The organism is Bradyrhizobium sp. CCBAU 53421, assembly GCF_015291625.1.
GTDB lineage: Bacteria > Pseudomonadota > Alphaproteobacteria > Rhizobiales > Xanthobacteraceae > Bradyrhizobium.
On record NZ_CP030047.1, the window covers coordinates 7,343,252 to 7,357,642 of the forward strand.

Annotated in this window: 17 protein-coding genes and 1 pseudogene; 4 read left to right on the top strand and 14 right to left on the bottom strand. The window is 60.1% G+C overall.

Annotation, left to right across the window (positions count from 1 at the left end):
* Window positions 1-36 precede the first annotated feature (36 nt).
* From XH92_RS34455 to XH92_RS34465, 3 genes are all read left to right on the top strand, one after another.
* Window positions 37-1,551, top strand: a complete 1,515-nt coding sequence (locus tag XH92_RS34455) for an ISNCY family transposase (RefSeq protein ID WP_194456118.1) — start codon at window positions 37-39, stop codon at window positions 1,549-1,551.
* 402 nt (window positions 1,552-1,953) lie between these two features.
* A complete protein-coding gene (locus XH92_RS34460) occupies window positions 1,954-2,154 on the top strand; it encodes a hypothetical protein (protein ID WP_194461709.1) in 201 nt (66 codons plus the stop codon).
* 39 nt (window positions 2,155-2,193) lie between these two features.
* Complete coding sequence (locus XH92_RS34465) at window positions 2,194-2,373, top strand: hypothetical protein (RefSeq protein ID WP_080650328.1); 180 nt, start codon at window positions 2,194-2,196, stop codon at window positions 2,371-2,373.
* Between the two features lie 570 nt (window positions 2,374-2,943).
* Here XH92_RS34465 and XH92_RS43980 read toward each other — a convergent pair.
* The 7 genes from XH92_RS43980 to XH92_RS43270 all read right to left on the bottom strand — a co-directional run bounded on the left by XH92_RS43980 (window position 2,944) and on the right by XH92_RS43270 (window position 6,854).
* Window positions 2,944-3,168, bottom strand: a complete 225-nt coding sequence (locus XH92_RS43980; RefSeq protein ID WP_194456119.1) for a Lar family restriction alleviation protein — start codon at window positions 3,166-3,168, stop codon at window positions 2,944-2,946.
* A 14-nt stretch (window positions 3,169-3,182) separates the two neighbouring features.
* Window positions 3,183-3,434: a hypothetical protein gene (locus XH92_RS34475; protein ID WP_246787839.1), complete on the bottom strand. Its 252-nt coding sequence runs from the start codon at window positions 3,432-3,434 to the stop codon at window positions 3,183-3,185.
* Window positions 3,435-3,517: 83 nt separating this feature from the next.
* Window positions 3,518-3,724: a sigma factor-like helix-turn-helix DNA-binding protein gene (locus tag XH92_RS43985; RefSeq protein WP_371817856.1), complete on the bottom strand. Its 207-nt coding sequence runs from the start codon at window positions 3,722-3,724 to the stop codon at window positions 3,518-3,520.
* A gap of 881 nt (window positions 3,725-4,605) precedes the next feature.
* Window positions 4,606-4,731, bottom strand: a complete 126-nt coding sequence (locus XH92_RS43695; protein ID WP_256437493.1) for a hypothetical protein — start codon at window positions 4,729-4,731, stop codon at window positions 4,606-4,608.
* Window positions 4,718-4,867: a helix-turn-helix domain-containing protein gene (locus tag XH92_RS34485; RefSeq protein ID WP_194456120.1), complete on the bottom strand. Its 150-nt coding sequence runs from the start codon at window positions 4,865-4,867 to the stop codon at window positions 4,718-4,720. The genes XH92_RS43695 and XH92_RS34485 overlap by 14 nt, the downstream gene beginning before the upstream one ends.
* Window positions 4,868-4,975: 108 nt before the next feature.
* Window positions 4,976-5,248, bottom strand: coding sequence for a hypothetical protein (locus XH92_RS34490; RefSeq protein ID WP_075969288.1), 273 nt, complete (start codon window positions 5,246-5,248; stop codon window positions 4,976-4,978).
* A gap of 1,411 nt (window positions 5,249-6,659) precedes the next feature.
* Window positions 6,660-6,854, bottom strand: a complete 195-nt coding sequence (locus XH92_RS43270) for an isochorismatase family protein (RefSeq protein ID WP_245288924.1) — start codon at window positions 6,852-6,854, stop codon at window positions 6,660-6,662.
* Window positions 6,855-7,941: 1,087 nt separating this feature from the next.
* Between XH92_RS43270 and XH92_RS34500 the strand changes: the two genes are divergently transcribed.
* Window positions 7,942-8,454 (top strand): ferritin-like domain-containing protein, encoded by a 513-nt coding sequence (locus tag XH92_RS34500; protein WP_194456121.1) that lies wholly within the window; start codon window positions 7,942-7,944, stop codon window positions 8,452-8,454.
* Window positions 8,455-9,237: 783 nt separating this feature from the next.
* On the opposite strand, the gene XH92_RS34505 is transcribed toward XH92_RS34500, so the two are convergent.
* The 7 genes and pseudogenes from XH92_RS34505 to XH92_RS34535 form a co-directional block, all read right to left on the bottom strand.
* Window positions 9,238-9,780 carry a DUF1003 domain-containing protein gene (locus XH92_RS34505; RefSeq protein WP_210345500.1) on the bottom strand — a complete coding sequence of 181 codons (543 nt, stop codon included), beginning with the start codon at window positions 9,778-9,780 and terminating at the stop codon, window positions 9,238-9,240.
* Entirely contained in the window at window positions 9,780-10,241 is a 462-nt protein-coding gene (locus XH92_RS34510) for a low affinity iron permease family protein (RefSeq protein ID WP_194456122.1), read from the bottom strand. The genes XH92_RS34505 and XH92_RS34510 overlap by 1 nt, the downstream gene beginning before the upstream one ends.
* 366 nt (window positions 10,242-10,607) lie before the next feature.
* Window positions 10,608-11,528 (bottom strand): annotated as a pseudogene (locus tag XH92_RS34515) (YihY/virulence factor BrkB family protein).
* Between the two features lie 26 nt (window positions 11,529-11,554).
* Complete coding sequence (locus XH92_RS34520) at window positions 11,555-12,274, bottom strand: hypothetical protein (RefSeq protein WP_194456123.1); 720 nt, start codon at window positions 12,272-12,274, stop codon at window positions 11,555-11,557.
* Window positions 12,271-12,687 (bottom strand): phage holin family protein, encoded by a 417-nt coding sequence (locus tag XH92_RS34525; protein WP_194456124.1) that lies wholly within the window; start codon window positions 12,685-12,687, stop codon window positions 12,271-12,273. Before XH92_RS34525 ends, XH92_RS34520 begins: the two co-directional genes overlap by 4 nt.
* The gene (locus XH92_RS34530) at window positions 12,684-13,253 is read right to left on the bottom strand and encodes a hypothetical protein (RefSeq protein ID WP_018270255.1); all 570 of its coding nucleotides are present in this window, start codon (window positions 13,251-13,253) and stop codon (window positions 12,684-12,686) included. Before XH92_RS34530 ends, XH92_RS34525 begins: the two co-directional genes overlap by 4 nt.
* Window positions 13,254-13,263: 10 nt before the next feature.
* Window positions 13,264-14,247: a DUF3618 domain-containing protein gene (locus tag XH92_RS34535; RefSeq protein ID WP_194456125.1), complete on the bottom strand. Its 984-nt coding sequence runs from the start codon at window positions 14,245-14,247 to the stop codon at window positions 13,264-13,266.
* Between the last annotated feature and the right edge of the window lie 144 nt (window positions 14,248-14,391).

Genomic DNA, 14,391 nt, shown 5'->3' on the forward strand with positions numbered 1-14,391 from the left:
ATTGCTCCCCTGGATCGGGGACGAGCGGGGGCGCAGATGGGGCAGCTGAGCATGGCAACGCGGAAGGAACTGACGGCGGCGGCAGGTGTGCGTTATCGGCATTCGGATCGCGCGAAGAAGGCGCGAATATTAGACGAGTTCGTCGACATCACTGGGTTTCATCGCAAGCATGCGATGCGACTACTTCGAGGCCAGGAAGACGCACGCCCAGGCCGACGGCCGCGACGTCGGATCTATAATGAGGCAGAACACAACGCGCTCGTGCTCCTTTGGGAAGCGTCGGACCGGATCTGCGGGAAGCGGCTGAAGGCGTTAATGCCTGCGCTGATTGAGGCGATGGAACGGCATGGCCACCTCGATCTTGCCCCCGAGATCCGCGCCAAGCTTTTGGCGATGAGCGCTGCGACGATTGACCGCGTATTGGTGCCGATCCGAGAAAAATTGGGTCGCAAACGCCGGCGGCACACAGCGCATTCTCTGCGTCGCAGTGTTCCAATACGGACGTCGGCGGATTGGAACGATCCGGCGCCAGGATTCGTCGAGGCTGACCTTGTAGCGCATAGCGGACCATCTGCGCGCGGCAGCTTTATCCAGACCCTCGTGCTCACGGACATTGCTACCGGCTGGACAGAGTGCGCTCCCCTGATCGTGCGTGAACAGACGCTGTTGAGCACGGTGCTGACGGAATTGCGCAAACATTTGCCTTTTGCGCTGCTCGGCCTCGACACTGACAATGATACGGTGTTCATGAACGAGACGCTGAAAGGCTATTGCGAGGCAGCCAACATTGTCTTCACGCGTTGCCGTCCCTACCGGAAGAATGACCAGGCGTTCGTCGAGCAGAAGAACGGCGCGGTCGTGCGCAGGATGGTCGGCTATCGTCGGTTCGAAGGCCTGGAAGCGGCCGAGCTGCTGGCAGAACTCTATCGAGCAGCGCGGCTGTTCGTGAACTTCTTCCAACCCTCGTTCAAGCTGATAGCCAAGCAGCGCGACGGTGCTCGTGTGCGCAAGACATACAGCGCGCCGGAAACACCCCACCAGCGCCTGGCCGCCGACGCCCGCACGCCTGACGCAGTCCGCCACCATCTCCAAGAAATCTATGCCGCTCTCGATCCGGTCGCGTTGTTGCGCGACATCCGCGACGCCCAGGAGCGCCTCGCGGCCCTCGCGGATACCCAACCAATCGCCCATCCTGCTGCGGCATGGCAATCGACCGATCGCTTCCTGGCAAGCCTGCGAACGGCCTGGAAGGACGGAGCTATGCGACCGACGGATCGGCCAATCGTGAAGGCGAAAAGAGGCCGGCGTCGTCCCGACCCGCTCATTCGCGCAACGCCAGATTTGCGAAAATGGTTTGAAGCCGAGCCCTGGCGGACTGGCAGCGAACTGCTCTCCCGTCTACAGGTGGAATATCCTGGAGCCTACCCGAACAAGCTTCTTCGAACGCTTCAACGGCGGCTTAAATCCTGGCGCAGCGAGCAAGCGAATGCGCTGCTGTTCGCTCCTACGGAGAAAATGCCGCCAAGGTCAGAGGTCACGACAACGCAATGATGTACCGGCTGCCCGCGGAGGAGGCCGGGCGCTCCGAAACCCCGGCCATCTCCGCACCCGGCCTCCTCCTCAACCCAAGCCAAGAGCAAAATAAATGAGGCAACCGATCGGGCCCGGGAGCATCGATACGTGAGGCAATACGGAGTCTCACCCTGATCGCCGCCGCGCAGCGGCCTAGTCTTATACCGCTTGGCCGCGCTGTGCGCTTAAGTAGGCGGACCAACTGAGGTAAGGCCGCCTACAAACGCGCGGCATTTGCCGTTTCGACCCAAGCATTAAGTTCAATATTGAACCGTTACGTCCTGAGGTAGTTTACCCTCATCACCGGCCGAGGCTCTGCCCGTAGGCGTCGGTGGCTGAGAGACCGATAGCGCTCCCGCCTGCACAACAGGGACCGCGGCTATGGCCGAACAGCGCAACTATCGTCCTGACCAAATGTGGTTTGAAAAGCTCGCCGGTCAGGCACGCGAGCTAATCGAGCACTCGCTCAAACTCCTCAATGATCCAGTGCCGGATACGTTTGCGGGCCGAAAATCCCATGAGCCCTTTCCCCAAGAGGAAAGCAGATACGGGATCAACGATAGAAAATCGGACGTATCCTAAGACAGGGCCGGAACTTAGGCGCTGTAGTACAGCTTGCCGATGATCGATCCACTGTTCGCGCGCTCCCAGCTTGCTATCGCCGAAAGTCAAGCGTTGCGCATACAACGAAAAACGCTCGCCGATCAGCGGGACGCGCAGCTGGCAGATCTGCGGAAATCCATCCAGGACAGCGCCAGCGCGCGCGCAGAAATCAAGGCACATCGAGAAAATGGGGAGTAAGGCCGCTTCAGTTGTCGACCTTGCTCCTCTAAAGAGACGGCCCCAGCGAGGGGACTGGCGGGGGCCACTACTGATGCCCAGATGCAGTCGGGGGGCAGTGGCGGCATCTGAGCGTCCGATAAACAAGACTCGGCCACGTTCGTTCCTACGCCGTATAGAAAAGGCCCCAGCACCTTTGGGCAGCGAGCGTCCCAAAACTGGGACAGCTCCTTGGGTACCGCGAAAGCTGAACTTTCGTGACGATGCTGCAGCCAAGCAAAGACCTCTTCCCAGAGACAGCGGGGATCCTGCTTGCGAGGTCTAGAAACTTGTAGAATCATTCTGGGCCAAATCCCGACGCGGGACTGGCAAGTGGCCCCGACATCGGCCTCCGCAGGCCCCCAAGGTTGTCGGGGCCACTCCTATTTCGGACGGCCTGTCTTATGCGCGCAAAGAGGCCCCAGCGAGGGATTCAAGCTGGGGCCAAGGAAACCACTCAAACCAAGCGATCGCGAAACGTCGCGGTTGGAACTTTGTTCTCGAAAAGAAACGGTCCCAACGAGAAATACCGCTTCCGCGGTTCTCTCGGCTTTAGGGGTTGGTTCGTTTGTTCCAACGCTCGGCCGCCTGCCTAACGGTCGGCGCATTGGGACCGAAAGCTGAACATTTCTTGCAGACTACAAATTTTGGGTCAATGTCGCTGTGGATCCAAACTTCCGAACCGCCGCAGAAGGGACAGGGCCGCAACGGTTGTACAGAAATGGGGAATCCGCGCAGCGGATCGATAGCAGGGCTGCCGCTAGGCTTCCTAGGCATCTTAACACGAGCGTTTAGGTCAGCAGTTCTGGGCCGATGTCGACGACCTCGACGAAATGATGACCGACGTCGCTATTGAAGCCGATGAAGTCCCACTTCACGCCGTCGCCTTGGCAAGTAGCGCAACGCGCCGGCTGCCACTCGGGATGCTTCGTGCTTGAGCGCACAAGGACCCAATAAAAGCCACCTGCAGTCAAATGCGTGACATCGGTCATCGAATCATTTGCTGCGGCGCAGTGAGGCGCCGCGCCGATGCGAGTTGCCATGATTACCTGCACGCCAAAACCCACAGTTGGCCGCCTGGTTCCCGTTTCACGTTGCCCTATTTAATTCCCGGCGGCACGCTTCCTTAGCACGCTAGGCGTAGGTTTACGGCCGCCTCCGAACGCCCGAGCTTCTGACCAATCTCGCGCTGCGTCAGATCGGTTTCTCGCGCCAACTGCAATAACCTCTGCTCGTCCTCGTGGGACCATACCGGCATGGCCTCTCCGAATCTTTCGTCATCAGATGCCAAAGACGATTGCAGATTCGATTTTGGCCGTCTGTCCAATTTCATACTCGTATCTCCGATGATCCTGGTCCTCGTTGATAGGAACGATCGGCTTGGCGACGAGTCGGCTCACCGCCCCCAGCTTGTTCAGGCGCCCCCGACTGCTGGAGGAAAACCCGTATCGCTCGGGTTGGCGGCCCCCTGGTTGGGGCCGTTTTCAGTTCGCCGCGGAAGCCAGGTGGTGCTTGTCCAAAGTTGATCGTCACGATTCACATAGTTCAATGCCGACGCTCCATCCTTCGAGCTAATCGACGAAGCTCGTATTTCGCAGATGGTGGTTGCAGATGGAATTTATTGGACGCCCGATGCGGGGACGTTTCCTCGTTCGGCAGGGTGGCAACGGCTGGATGGTCTACGATAGCGAACTCAAAGGGCCGGCTCAGATAATGCGCAGATCATTTGCGTTGCCGGAAGTGGTGGTTGATGCTTCCAAACCGGTCCCGCCGACAGAATAGCTAGGTGCGCTGTCGGTAACGCCGGTTTCGTGCGTTCATCAAACGGTGTTTGGCGTGGATTCCACGCAATGATGTTCACCAGAGTTTGCACCCTAACGCCGGTCGGACAACTGGCGAGCGCAAAGGTCCGCAACGTCGTCCCGACAGTCGCGTTTATATCCAGCGCTGAACCAGGCCAGAAACATTTTCTACCTCGACATAGCTCTCGAATGCCGCTGCGAACTCGACCGTTTTCGATCGTTTTGTGATCTCCGGAAATCGCCCCGAGGGGATTTATGGAGATCTTCCGGTTCAGGTTCAGAGATTAAGTGGTCGCACAGCTGCGAGCGTTGGCCGAGGGCTAGCGGAGTCCTAATCGTTTCGGGACTGGAATTTAGCCCTTGCTAGCAGCTAGGGCTAATCGCCGTTGAGTTTACTTGGCTTTCGTCGACGTCACGACCGGCAGGCACGCGCCTCGATCGTCGCGATATCGGCATCGACCGGCAGCTGGATCGGATCCGTGGTGCGCTTGCCGCGGCCATCGCCATTGCGGCGGCCGTTCTCGTCAAGTGCGGTCAATCGCGCCGATCTCCTCGAGCCAGGCAAGCCGCCGGCGGACCGTATCCTGCGATAGGTCGCAATCCGCCGCCAGCGACGGGATACCGACCCAGCACATGCCGTCGCCCTCGACATACTCCCCGAGCGCGCGAAGCACGCTTTTTGCGGGAGAAATGAATTCGCGCGCGAGAGTTTCCTCTCGCGCAGCGAGCGACGTATCGCGGGAATTGACAGAAGGCCCGGCCGGAACCGCGCCTTCTCCTCGTCACCAGCCGTACCAGTAGGGATAAACCGGCCGATAGTAGCGGACGACCCGATACGGGCGGCCGTAGTAGTAGGGTGGCGGGCCGTAGACCGGTCCATAATAGACCGGTGGTGCGGTGGCGGCCGCTAATGTTCCGGCGAACAGCCCGAGAGCAAGCCCGGGGCCAATACCCGGACCGCCCCAACCATGGTGACGCCAATGGGCCGAAGCCGGTGCAACCGTTCCAATGAGGAGCGTTGCCGCCGCGACGACTGCAAAAGCAAGCTTTCTCATGTCCCTTTCCTCAACTTCTTAAGCGCTTACGCGCTTGCCTCTTATTATGCTCCAATTAGCCGAAGCTCGGTTCGGCCATACATTGAATTAGAACCGTCCGGGCCGAGTTCAAGTAACTCGTTGCCCAAAGAGGGTGAGAGCCATGGTGACGTGACGCGAAGACGATCTCGCAAGCCTAGGACCGCGGCGCCTATTCGGGAGGGAGAGTGACGTCAGACCACCGGATTGAATACACCGTCGATCATGACCGGCTCAGAAGCGCGTAAGCGGCACCTACTATAAGTCCACGAAGCCGGCCAAAGACGTATTGGCTAGTCCTCGAATCGACAACGGAGGGGCTAGAAGATAAGGTCAAGCAACAGCACTGCGCCGGCAATGCCGAGAAAAACGATGATGAGAGTCCAATCGCGGCTTTCTTCCGACATGGTCCCACCTTAGAAACGAACGGCCCCGGCGCAGTGGGAGAGCACCGAAGCCGTTAAGTAGTCCCACTCCATCGTGGAGAGATAACTTCGCGGACTACTGCTTGTTCCCGGGAAGAAACGGCCCCAGCGAGAAGGTAGCTGAGGCCGATCCGACGCCAAGCTGCGGGTGTCCGAATCAAAACAGTACCCAAGACAGCATCCAAGTCGGCAAAGACCTGTTGGCCGAAAAGAAAGAGCCCCAACTGCGAAGCTGGGGCCAGTGTGAGGCTGGGCGTCCCAGTGCCGGTAGCGGTGCGGCACCGAACAGGCGGCCAATGCCACGGCACGCGCCGCCCTCCTGTCCACAAAACGGCCCCAGCATCCGGATCATGCTGGGGCCAGGCCGGATGGCCGAACCGCTGTCCATCGAGAGCAGCGGTCGTCGTTTTAGGGCTGAAAGAATACGAAATAAAAATTGCCTGCCGTATTGCTCGGATAATGCAAACGACGCCGGTTCCGGAAATAACCCGTGTGAACTTTGGAAAGCAAAAGTGCCATTTTTTCCTGCCCCTTGACGGGATTGCCGAAGACAGTTTCACTTGGGGTCTCAGCTCTCTCCAGGCTGAGAACCCCTACCGTGCAAGGCGAGGCCCCGTAGGACCCCACAACGGGGCCTCGCTGCGGATTGGTTATGCGACGGTGGGCCGGCAAGCTGTAGCAATTCGATTTGACGTACCCCAGCCAAACTTGGCTCTTGGTTTTGCGTGGAGTTGCGTTATGCGCTGGTCCCGTTGGACACCCTCGATGGTCTCTTGGACCGGTCAGAGCGTCTTCCCGGTCGCTCGCTGACGACTTCGGGAAGGTCGGCCAGGCGTGGCCTTAGGCCGACCTTGAGGCGACCGGCCTTAAGAGGGGCATTCAGCAGAACACCGCGGTCCGCTCCGCGCCATGGCTGCGATCATGCGCTCCATCGTTGCGCCAGGCCGCGACGGGGCATGCACGTCAGCTTAATTGGCGCTGATATCCGTCTCTCCGCCGGTAATGATGACCGTATCGATGCCATCGCTGCATAGCTGCTGGTGAAGATCGCTGCCTTTCCACGGCGAATAAACATGTTTGTCGAAAGTGCGGGCCGGAGGAGTAAACTTCACGAGGTCGGGGACTGATCCCGCCATCTCTGGCCCGATGCTGTCGATTGTCATCGACCCCCACCGTTCGTGGTAGTGCCGCGACATACCCGCTCATTGGGCCGGCTTGCGGGCGGAAATGAAGCGAGTGAACAAGCTTCTCTCGGGATGGGCAGCTGTGACGGCGAGGATATTTGGGAGAACTCGCGGAAGCCACGGCATCTTCCAGTCGGTGGCTTCAGCGAACATTCGCTGCATATCGACGCAGATATGAACCTCGCTCTCACCGGGCGGCCCGTACCGAAGTTCATGGTCCTTCACCATTGTCTTAAATCCCGGAAAGCGAGCTCCAACAGAGCGAGACCCATTAGTTCCTGCGTGCTCGAGGGTTGTCGCCAGAAACTCGCCGAGCCCGGCAGCAGGTGGACGTGGCGTGATAGATTTTAGCAAGAATATCGACGCGGGCTATCGGAGCGGTCCCGGCCAAACCTGACGGCGCTAGCAAGGCGACCGACCCGGGTTAGCATGACGACGTTCACCGAATGGACGGCTCCGGCGAAATGCGCCATTTCGTTTGTCTTGGCATGCGAGAAGATGAGAGCGCGGAAAGCGCAGTTCTTGAACTTCAGAAGCATCGCTCCCAAAAGAAAGCGCGCGGGCCCCGCTCCTGAGATCGCGAGCATACCGCGCGCCTTCGACTGATCTTTTCTATCGCTTTCCGCCAATGTTCTGCACTTAGCTGAAAATGCTTGATCGGAAAATGCCGTTTATCGGACCCAGCATGTTCATCTTACTGCAGCCCGAGCAGAGCTTCTGAGTCAAACCAGACATTCGCACCTCAGTGATGCATGAAGATTGCAAGAAGAATGATGATCGGAAGCGGTATGCCGATCAGCCAGAGAAGCGCTCCTTTGCCGAAACCCATAATTTCCTCCTCAAGTTTGTGGATGACGCCAGACCAACCCAACCTCGAAATCGTTGTTCCTGCAGCTGGCAACCAAATCGGCCAAGCAGTCAGTACCGCCAGAAGCCCCTCCCAGTGGCGTTCTTGCTCCCGCCTCCGTAACGCATGACGCGCGCTCGGCCGAGGGTCCGCTATTGTCCTAATTGGAACCGGGTTCCCTGCCAATTGTTGTTGTGCGCCACTTATGAGGAGCACCGCATGGCAAGGAAGCCGAAGAAGCTGGAAGACCTTTTCCACGAGGCGCTAAAGGACATTTATTTCGCTGAAAACAAAATCCTCAAAACCCTCCCCAAGATGGCGAAGGCGGCGCAGTCGCCCGACCTCAAGGCGGCGTTCACGCAGCATGAGCGCGAGACGAGAGCCCAGGTTAAGCGACTCGACCGCGTATTCAAGATCATCGGCAAGCCCGCGCGCGGCAAAACCTGCGCCGCCATCAACGGCATCGCCGAAGAAGGCTCCGAGATCATGAAGGACTTTAAGGGAATGCCCGCGCTCGATGCCGGTCTTCTCGCAGCCGCCCAGGCCGTCGAGCACTATGAGATTTCGCGCTATGGCACACTGTCCACATGGGCTGAAGAGCTGGGCTACGATGAAGCGGTCCAGCTACTTGAAGAGACCCTGACCGAAGAAAAGAAGACTGACAGGACTCTGACGGGCATCGCCAAGTCAGTTGTCAACGTTGAAGCCGAGAACGAAGAGGAAGACGCCTGACTGATGCCAAGCGCGACTCCAGCCTGGACGACGCCGCTTTTGACAGGTTTCTAGCAGGCGACCCAGAAAGATCGCCTGCTCCCTCAGGATTTTCACCCGCGCCTCTTCGACGCCCAACCATGCGACACGGTCGAGCTCTGCAAAGCGCTGCAGCCGTCCGTGGCGCCACACCATTTCAAAGCAGCTGCTTTGAAAATCGACCGCACTCCAACGGCTCGCCGACGCCCAGCCGTGCACGAATTTGCCGCCGAGCTGTTCTGCCTCCCCCAGTGCTATGAAAATGCTAGGCGGCACATGACCTGTTTCTTCCGCGAACTCGCGTTTAACTGCGGCGGAGCTTCACTTCAAAAATCTGACCTTTGGGAATAGTCCACGCGCCCTCATCCTTGTTCGTCCAGACGGCCCCCCAGGATGCCCAAGCAGGACTTCAATCGAGCCACATTCTTGCGGAGTTTCTCAAGGCTCGGATGCGAGCCGGTCTCGTAAAGTTTGGCAACCATATCGGCGATGGCATCGCCTATGCCCGTAATGTCGGAGAGCGCGCCTGCTTCGATGAGCCTCCCCGCTGCTGCGACAACGCTGACAGGCTGGTGGCCGCACGCAGATAGGCCTTTACACGGTAGGAATTACGGCCGCAATCCGCGACAGCTGGCCGATCAGGCTGGTGGTCGTTTCCGATTATCTGGATCAGCACCCAGTGCTGCCGCAAGGGTCTCGGTTTCTCAGGAAGCCTTCTGCTCCGCCTAAATTGATCGCGGCGCTGCGGGGGCTCGCGGCATAGCGTTATCTGACGGATTCGTCGCCTGCTTCCTGCTGTGCCCTGAGATCCTGGGCGATCTCATCGACCTCCGTTTCGTCCGCAAGCTCTTCGCACTGCGCGTCGTTTTCGACAGGGCATTTCAGGTGAGCGGAGATCCGTTGTAAAAGAGCAAGGGATAGCGTCGACTCCCGCTCGGCCAGCAGGTTGATCTGCAGCTCCAGGTGATTGCGCCGCTCGAAAGCCCGATCCGAGATGTTTTGCCGGATCAGGACGCAGGACGTCAAAAGGACAGCCTCAAGCGCAAGCACGAGGGAAAGAAGCGGAAAGGGATATTCATCAAAGCGCCAGCCGGCTTTCGGTGCGAGCGTGTTAATCCACAGCCACAGGCCTACGCCGCAAGACTGGATCGCAAAGAAATAGGGCGTGCCGACGAAACGGCCGACGGCGTGAAGCGCGCGATGATGGAGGAGGAGCTGCTCCTCGTCCTCCTTTTCAATCCGCAGGATCGCCTCAATATTTCGTGCCGAAGCGCCCGAGGCGTGATCGGATGGCGCAGCGTCCTCCACTAGTCAGCCGCCCGTTCGGCGGCGCGCCGGGCCCTTCGCCCCGTCGCCTTGACGCTGTCCTCGCCGGCTTTCTCCGCTTTCGCGCGAGATTCGCAGGTCTTGCGCAGCTGTTCGAGCTCCTCATCGGTCAGGTGCTCAATGCCGACCAGAGAATTCCGGGCGGCGCCGACGCGGATCAACTCATCGAGTTTTACCTGCATGGCAGCGCTGTCGCGGTTCTGCGAATTCTGGATAAGGAAAACCATAAGGAAGGTGACGATCGTCGTGCCGGTATTTATGACGAGCTGCCACGTATCCGAATAGCCGAACACTGGTCCGGTCGCAGCCCAAATGATGACGACCGCCGCGGCGAGCGCAAAAGTCGAGGCATGCCCCGCGGCTTGCGCCGTCCGGCTCGCGAAGGCGCCGAAGAACTTTGCGGGACCGCTCTGCTGTTCCTGCAATTGCTTTTTAGTACTCATGATCATCTCGCCGGACAGCAACGGCACGGAACCTGCAAAGTTCCACTGGCGCAGGCGGCCAAGACAACAGGCTACCCCGCGGAACCGCTGTTTGATCCTCCCGACTTGACTCGGTCGGAGTGACGCCTCGGACTTCCAGACGCTGGCCTGCTAGCGATCCGGCCATATCTCCTGCGCCGCAAATGCTATTAAATCCCGACGTACAGGGCGTCTTCGCCGTCCCGGAGACATATCGCACGCAATTGCGTCTATGGTCAGGCCCTTCGACACGGAGGCCGGCAGACAGGAAGTTCTCGTCGGATTGACACGCTCGACGGCCTCGCCTCGCGACCGGCCGGATTAAGTGCCCGGTGTGGTTGCCTTCGCTCAGGGCGCGCTCTTGGAACGCCGTGCTTGCTCGCCTCTCTGACGCGCCGGCTGCGAGAGTGGTCGCACGTTCGTGCGATTGCTTCGCTCTCGTGGCTTGACCGAATCCCGCTGCTTGGCGTAGGCGTGGGTGATCTCCGCGCCCATCAGGATGATCTGCGAGGTGTAGTAGACCCAGATCAGCACGACGACGATCGAGGCAGCCGCGCCGTAGGTCGACTCCAAACCTTGCTTGCCGATGTAGAGGCCGATCGCAGCCTTCCCTACTTCGAAAAACAAAGCCGTCAGGAGCGCACCGAGCCAGACGTCGCGTCAGGCGACCAAAACATCCGGTAGCCATTTGAACATCATCGCGAACATTATCGTGACGACGGCAAACGACACCAACGTACTGACGACATGTAGCAAGCCCTCCGGCAGGTAGGGAGCTACGAATTTGCCGGCCGCGGCCAGGCATGCGGTCACCAGGAGCGAAACGAGCAGCAAAAAGCCGAGGGCCAAAACGGCGGCGAACGATAGCACGTAGTTGCGGGCGAAATGCCAAATCCCGCTCTCTTCCGATTCTTCGACCTCCCACACGACGTTGAGCGCGTCCTTCAACTGTACGACGACGCCAATCGCGGCGAACAAAAGGGCGCCGAGGCCGAGAACCGTCGCCAGAATGCCCTCGGCGGGGCGGCTGGCTCCCGCCAGCATCGCTTCGATTGCTTTGGCTCCGGTGTCCCCGAGCATGTCCTTCAAGGAGGAGGTGACTTGTGAGGTGACAGCGTCGTAGCCGAAGAACAGCCCCGCGATCGCAATCGCGATCACGACAATAGGACCCAAGGAGAACACCGAGTAGTATGCAAGGGCGGCGCCCTGCCGCGCATCCTTGTGGCTCGACCAACTGGTCGCCGCCTCTTTCGCGACCGTCCACCACATTGCAGCTTCTCCGGTTCGGTTCAGGCTTATGGCGACTTCACCTTTTCCCGTGCCGCATCGGCAGCATCGATGCCAGCTTGCTTCACCCGATCGATGGCTTCGGCGCCGACGTCACCGACTTCGGCGCTCAGCGTATCGGAGGCTTCGCGCAGACTTTGCGATACGGCGCTGGCGCGCGTGTTCAAGTCGGTTTTGATATCGTCGCTGAGCTCGCCCACCCATTCGTTCTCGACATCGGAAGCCCGGAACGCACCCGCAATTGCCGCACCGATTGTCAAGCCCACGGCGCCGAGGACGAGCGGCTGCCGGTCAAGCATGTCGGCCAACGATGACTGCGCTTTCGTGAAAGCCTCTTTTCCAGGCATGCTGAGGTTCTCGCGCGCATAGGCGACGCCATCGTCGAATCGATCCTTGATCTTGTCCGCCGCTTCCGACATGGCATCTGAAGCCGCGCTCCCGGCCTCGCGTGTGGTTTCACCGAAGCCCGTGGCGTCATCATGATCCATTTCTGGTGCGGTCGGCGGCGCAGCGGTCCTTTGGAGCCCGGACGCGGCCGCGCGAACATTGCGCGCGCCGAGATCAACGATCGGCGAAGCCGCCGCTGTCGCCGATCGCGTCGCGCTCTTGAGCTTCTCGTCGCCTGCCAACAGCCAGACCGCACCGCCTCCGATCAGTGCTGCGGCGAGCGGGTTTTCCCGCACCGCCGTTACGAGACTATCGAAAAAACTCGTCTGCGTGCTGCTCATCGCACCATCCCTTTCACGGTATCCTTGTCCTTATCGAGCTGCCGCATGGTTTCCCGCGGCACCAGACCGCGGGCATCTAGCCGGTTGATGCCGATCGCGAACAGTATACCCGCGATCACCGCGGCCACGATCGCCGACGTCAAATAGGAGAGCGGCTGTGACCATCCTGCGCCGATCATCGCCGCCGATAGGGCGAACAGCGCCATCACCAAGGCTGGGATCACCAGGAGGGCACCGCCGGCGATGAAGACCAGCGCGCTGCCGACCTTCTGAACCTTTTCGCCTAACTCGGCTTTGGCGAGATCCACCTCGTTCTGGAACAGTTTGGCGAACTGCAACAACGCGTCGCCGAGCAGCGTCGAGATGGTTCTAAGATCGTTCTGACTTGTCCTGATATCGTTTTGGATGCTCATGACACGTTGCTTTGCTGCGAGGATGACGATTGTTCGCGGTGTTTCGAAGATGAGGAACGCCCGCCCGACGCCCTCAGAAAACGGACTGCCGCGAAACCGGCAAGGACCGAAATCCCTAGAAACGCGGCCGGCTGCCGCTTCGCAAAATCGGTGGCGCCGTCGACCAGGTCGCGAAAACTTCCGTCGCGGACTTTATCGGCCGCGTCATCGACATATTCGGCGGCGGAAGTCATGCCACGAGCAGCAAACGGCGCATCGCTCTCGAAGGCGCGCGCCGCTTCACGAATGTTATCGGCAAGGCGCGCCATGAAGTCCGCACCCGACCGCTGCTTGTCGCGCGCCTGGTCCTCGATCTGGTCCACTGTCCCGGAAGCCACGTCTTTGGCGGCGTCAGCCGCTTCCTTGAACTTGTCGCTGGCGACATCGGTCGACGCTCGGAGGGCGTCGCCGGCGCGCTGCTTCACCTCCGCGCCGGCATCGGCCATCTGGTCCTTCAGGGTCTGCGAAGGGCCGGTATTCTGGTTCTGCGTGAAATTCGTCTCTTTAGTCAGGTCCACATCGCTCATGATCGTTCTTTCAAGTGTTTGGGTTTGGGGAAGGACTGAAGGCCGCCCTGACGACGTCATCGGCAGCCTCTTTGAGTCTGTCGGCCACGTCTTCTGTCATGCGGCTGGCGTGCCCGCCGAGATGGGCCTCGCCGACGCTTCTTGCCGCCGCGTCGGCCGCCGACATCGTCGCATCCTTGGCTGCTTCGAAACCGGATTGTGCAGCCCCGCCCGCCGCCCGTTTCACGCTGTCGCTCGCCGGGCCCATCGCCTTGGCTTCGGCGGTTGTTTCGGGAAGAGCCGCGGCAAGGATGGCGCCGATCGCGATCCCAAGACCGGCGATCAAGGCGGCATTGTCGCCGATGACCTGCCGGGCCTTTGCAGGCGCCGTGGCCGCCGCGTCCTTGACCGCGCCCGCTCTCCCCTTGACGGCATCCATGCCGCTCTTGAGCGTATCGCCGACAGTGCCGGCGGCCTGCGCCGCCCGCTTGCCAAGATCGTCGGCCAGGCCGGCAGCGGCATCTTGCGCATCGCTGGCCATGTCGCTGGCCTGACTTTGAGCCGAATTCAGCCGGTCTCTCATGTCGCTGCTCGGCGCGTCCACTCGGTCGGCGGGCTGATCCAGCATCTCTCCCGCCTTCTCCATCACCGGTGCGGCCGCTTCCGCGGCCCGCTCGCGCACCGTCTTCGAGGTCAGGGCAAGGCCAGCCCCGATCATCAGAAGTGGTAGTGGAAAACCGCGCGCCAGGCGCAGCAGCGGGATTGCGACCGCGGTGCCCGCAGCGACCGCCTGCATCGGATTGTCCATGGCTTGTTGCTTCAGCGCCTCGACCCAACTCTGGGTCTTATTGCTGATGTAATCGGAGACTTCCGACTTGATGTGTTGCGGCGAGACCTTGTGGCGGAGGTCGTCAGCGGTATCCGATATCCGCTCCCTCAACCTATCGACCGTCGCCGCGAACTCGGCACGGCTTCGCTCGCACTCCCCCCTCAGCTCCTGCACTGATCGCGTCATGGAATTACCCTCTTGGATTTTTGTTCGGTTCTTTCGGAACGAACTCACGCTTTGTTGAATCGTTCCTCAAGACCAGAAGAGGGACAGGCCCAGAGCACCCCATTTTGGTTTAGGCTCAGCAGTCCGCGCGCCGGCCGAAGCGCT

Bases quoted from the DNA above. Each gene is read 5' to 3' on its own strand.
- XH92_RS34490 (WP_075969288.1), bottom strand. From the start codon at position 5,248: ATGAGAAAGCTTGCTTTTGCAGTCGTCGCGGCGGCAACGCTCCTCATT.
- XH92_RS34500 (WP_194456121.1), top strand. From the start codon at position 7,942: ATGGCAAGGAAGCCGAAGAAGCTGGAAGACCTTTTCCACGAGGCGCTA.
- XH92_RS34525 (WP_194456124.1), bottom strand. From the start codon at position 12,687: ATGAGCATCCAAAACGATATCAGGACAAGTCAGAACGATCTTAGAACC.
- XH92_RS34530 (WP_018270255.1), bottom strand. From the start codon at position 13,253: ATGAGCGATGTGGACCTGACTAAAGAGACGAATTTCACGCAGAACCAG.
- XH92_RS43985 (WP_371817856.1), bottom strand. From the start codon at position 3,724: ATGAAATTGGACAGACGGCCAAAATCGAATCTGCAATCGTCTTTGGCA.
- XH92_RS34520 (WP_194456123.1), bottom strand. From the start codon at position 12,274: ATGAGCAGCACGCAGACGAGTTTTTTCGATAGTCTCGTAACGGCGGTG.
- XH92_RS43270 (WP_245288924.1), bottom strand. From the start codon at position 6,854: ATGACAATCGACAGCATCGGGCCAGAGATGGCGGGATCAGTCCCCGAC.
- XH92_RS34460 (WP_194461709.1), top strand. From the start codon at position 1,954: ATGGCCGAACAGCGCAACTATCGTCCTGACCAAATGTGGTTTGAAAAG.
- XH92_RS34510 (WP_194456122.1), bottom strand. From the start codon at position 10,241: ATGAGTACTAAAAAGCAATTGCAGGAACAGCAGAGCGGTCCCGCAAAG.
- XH92_RS43980 (WP_194456119.1), bottom strand. From the start codon at position 3,168: ATGCCTAGGAAGCCTAGCGGCAGCCCTGCTATCGATCCGCTGCGCGGA.
- XH92_RS34535 (WP_194456125.1), bottom strand. From the start codon at position 14,247: ATGACGCGATCAGTGCAGGAGCTGAGGGGGGAGTGCGAGCGAAGCCGT.
- XH92_RS34465 (WP_080650328.1), top strand. From the start codon at position 2,194: ATGATCGATCCACTGTTCGCGCGCTCCCAGCTTGCTATCGCCGAAAGT.
- XH92_RS34455 (WP_194456118.1), top strand. From the start codon at position 37: ATGGGGCAGCTGAGCATGGCAACGCGGAAGGAACTGACGGCGGCGGCA.
- XH92_RS34475 (WP_246787839.1), bottom strand. From the start codon at position 3,434: ATGGCAACTCGCATCGGCGCGGCGCCTCACTGCGCCGCAGCAAATGAT.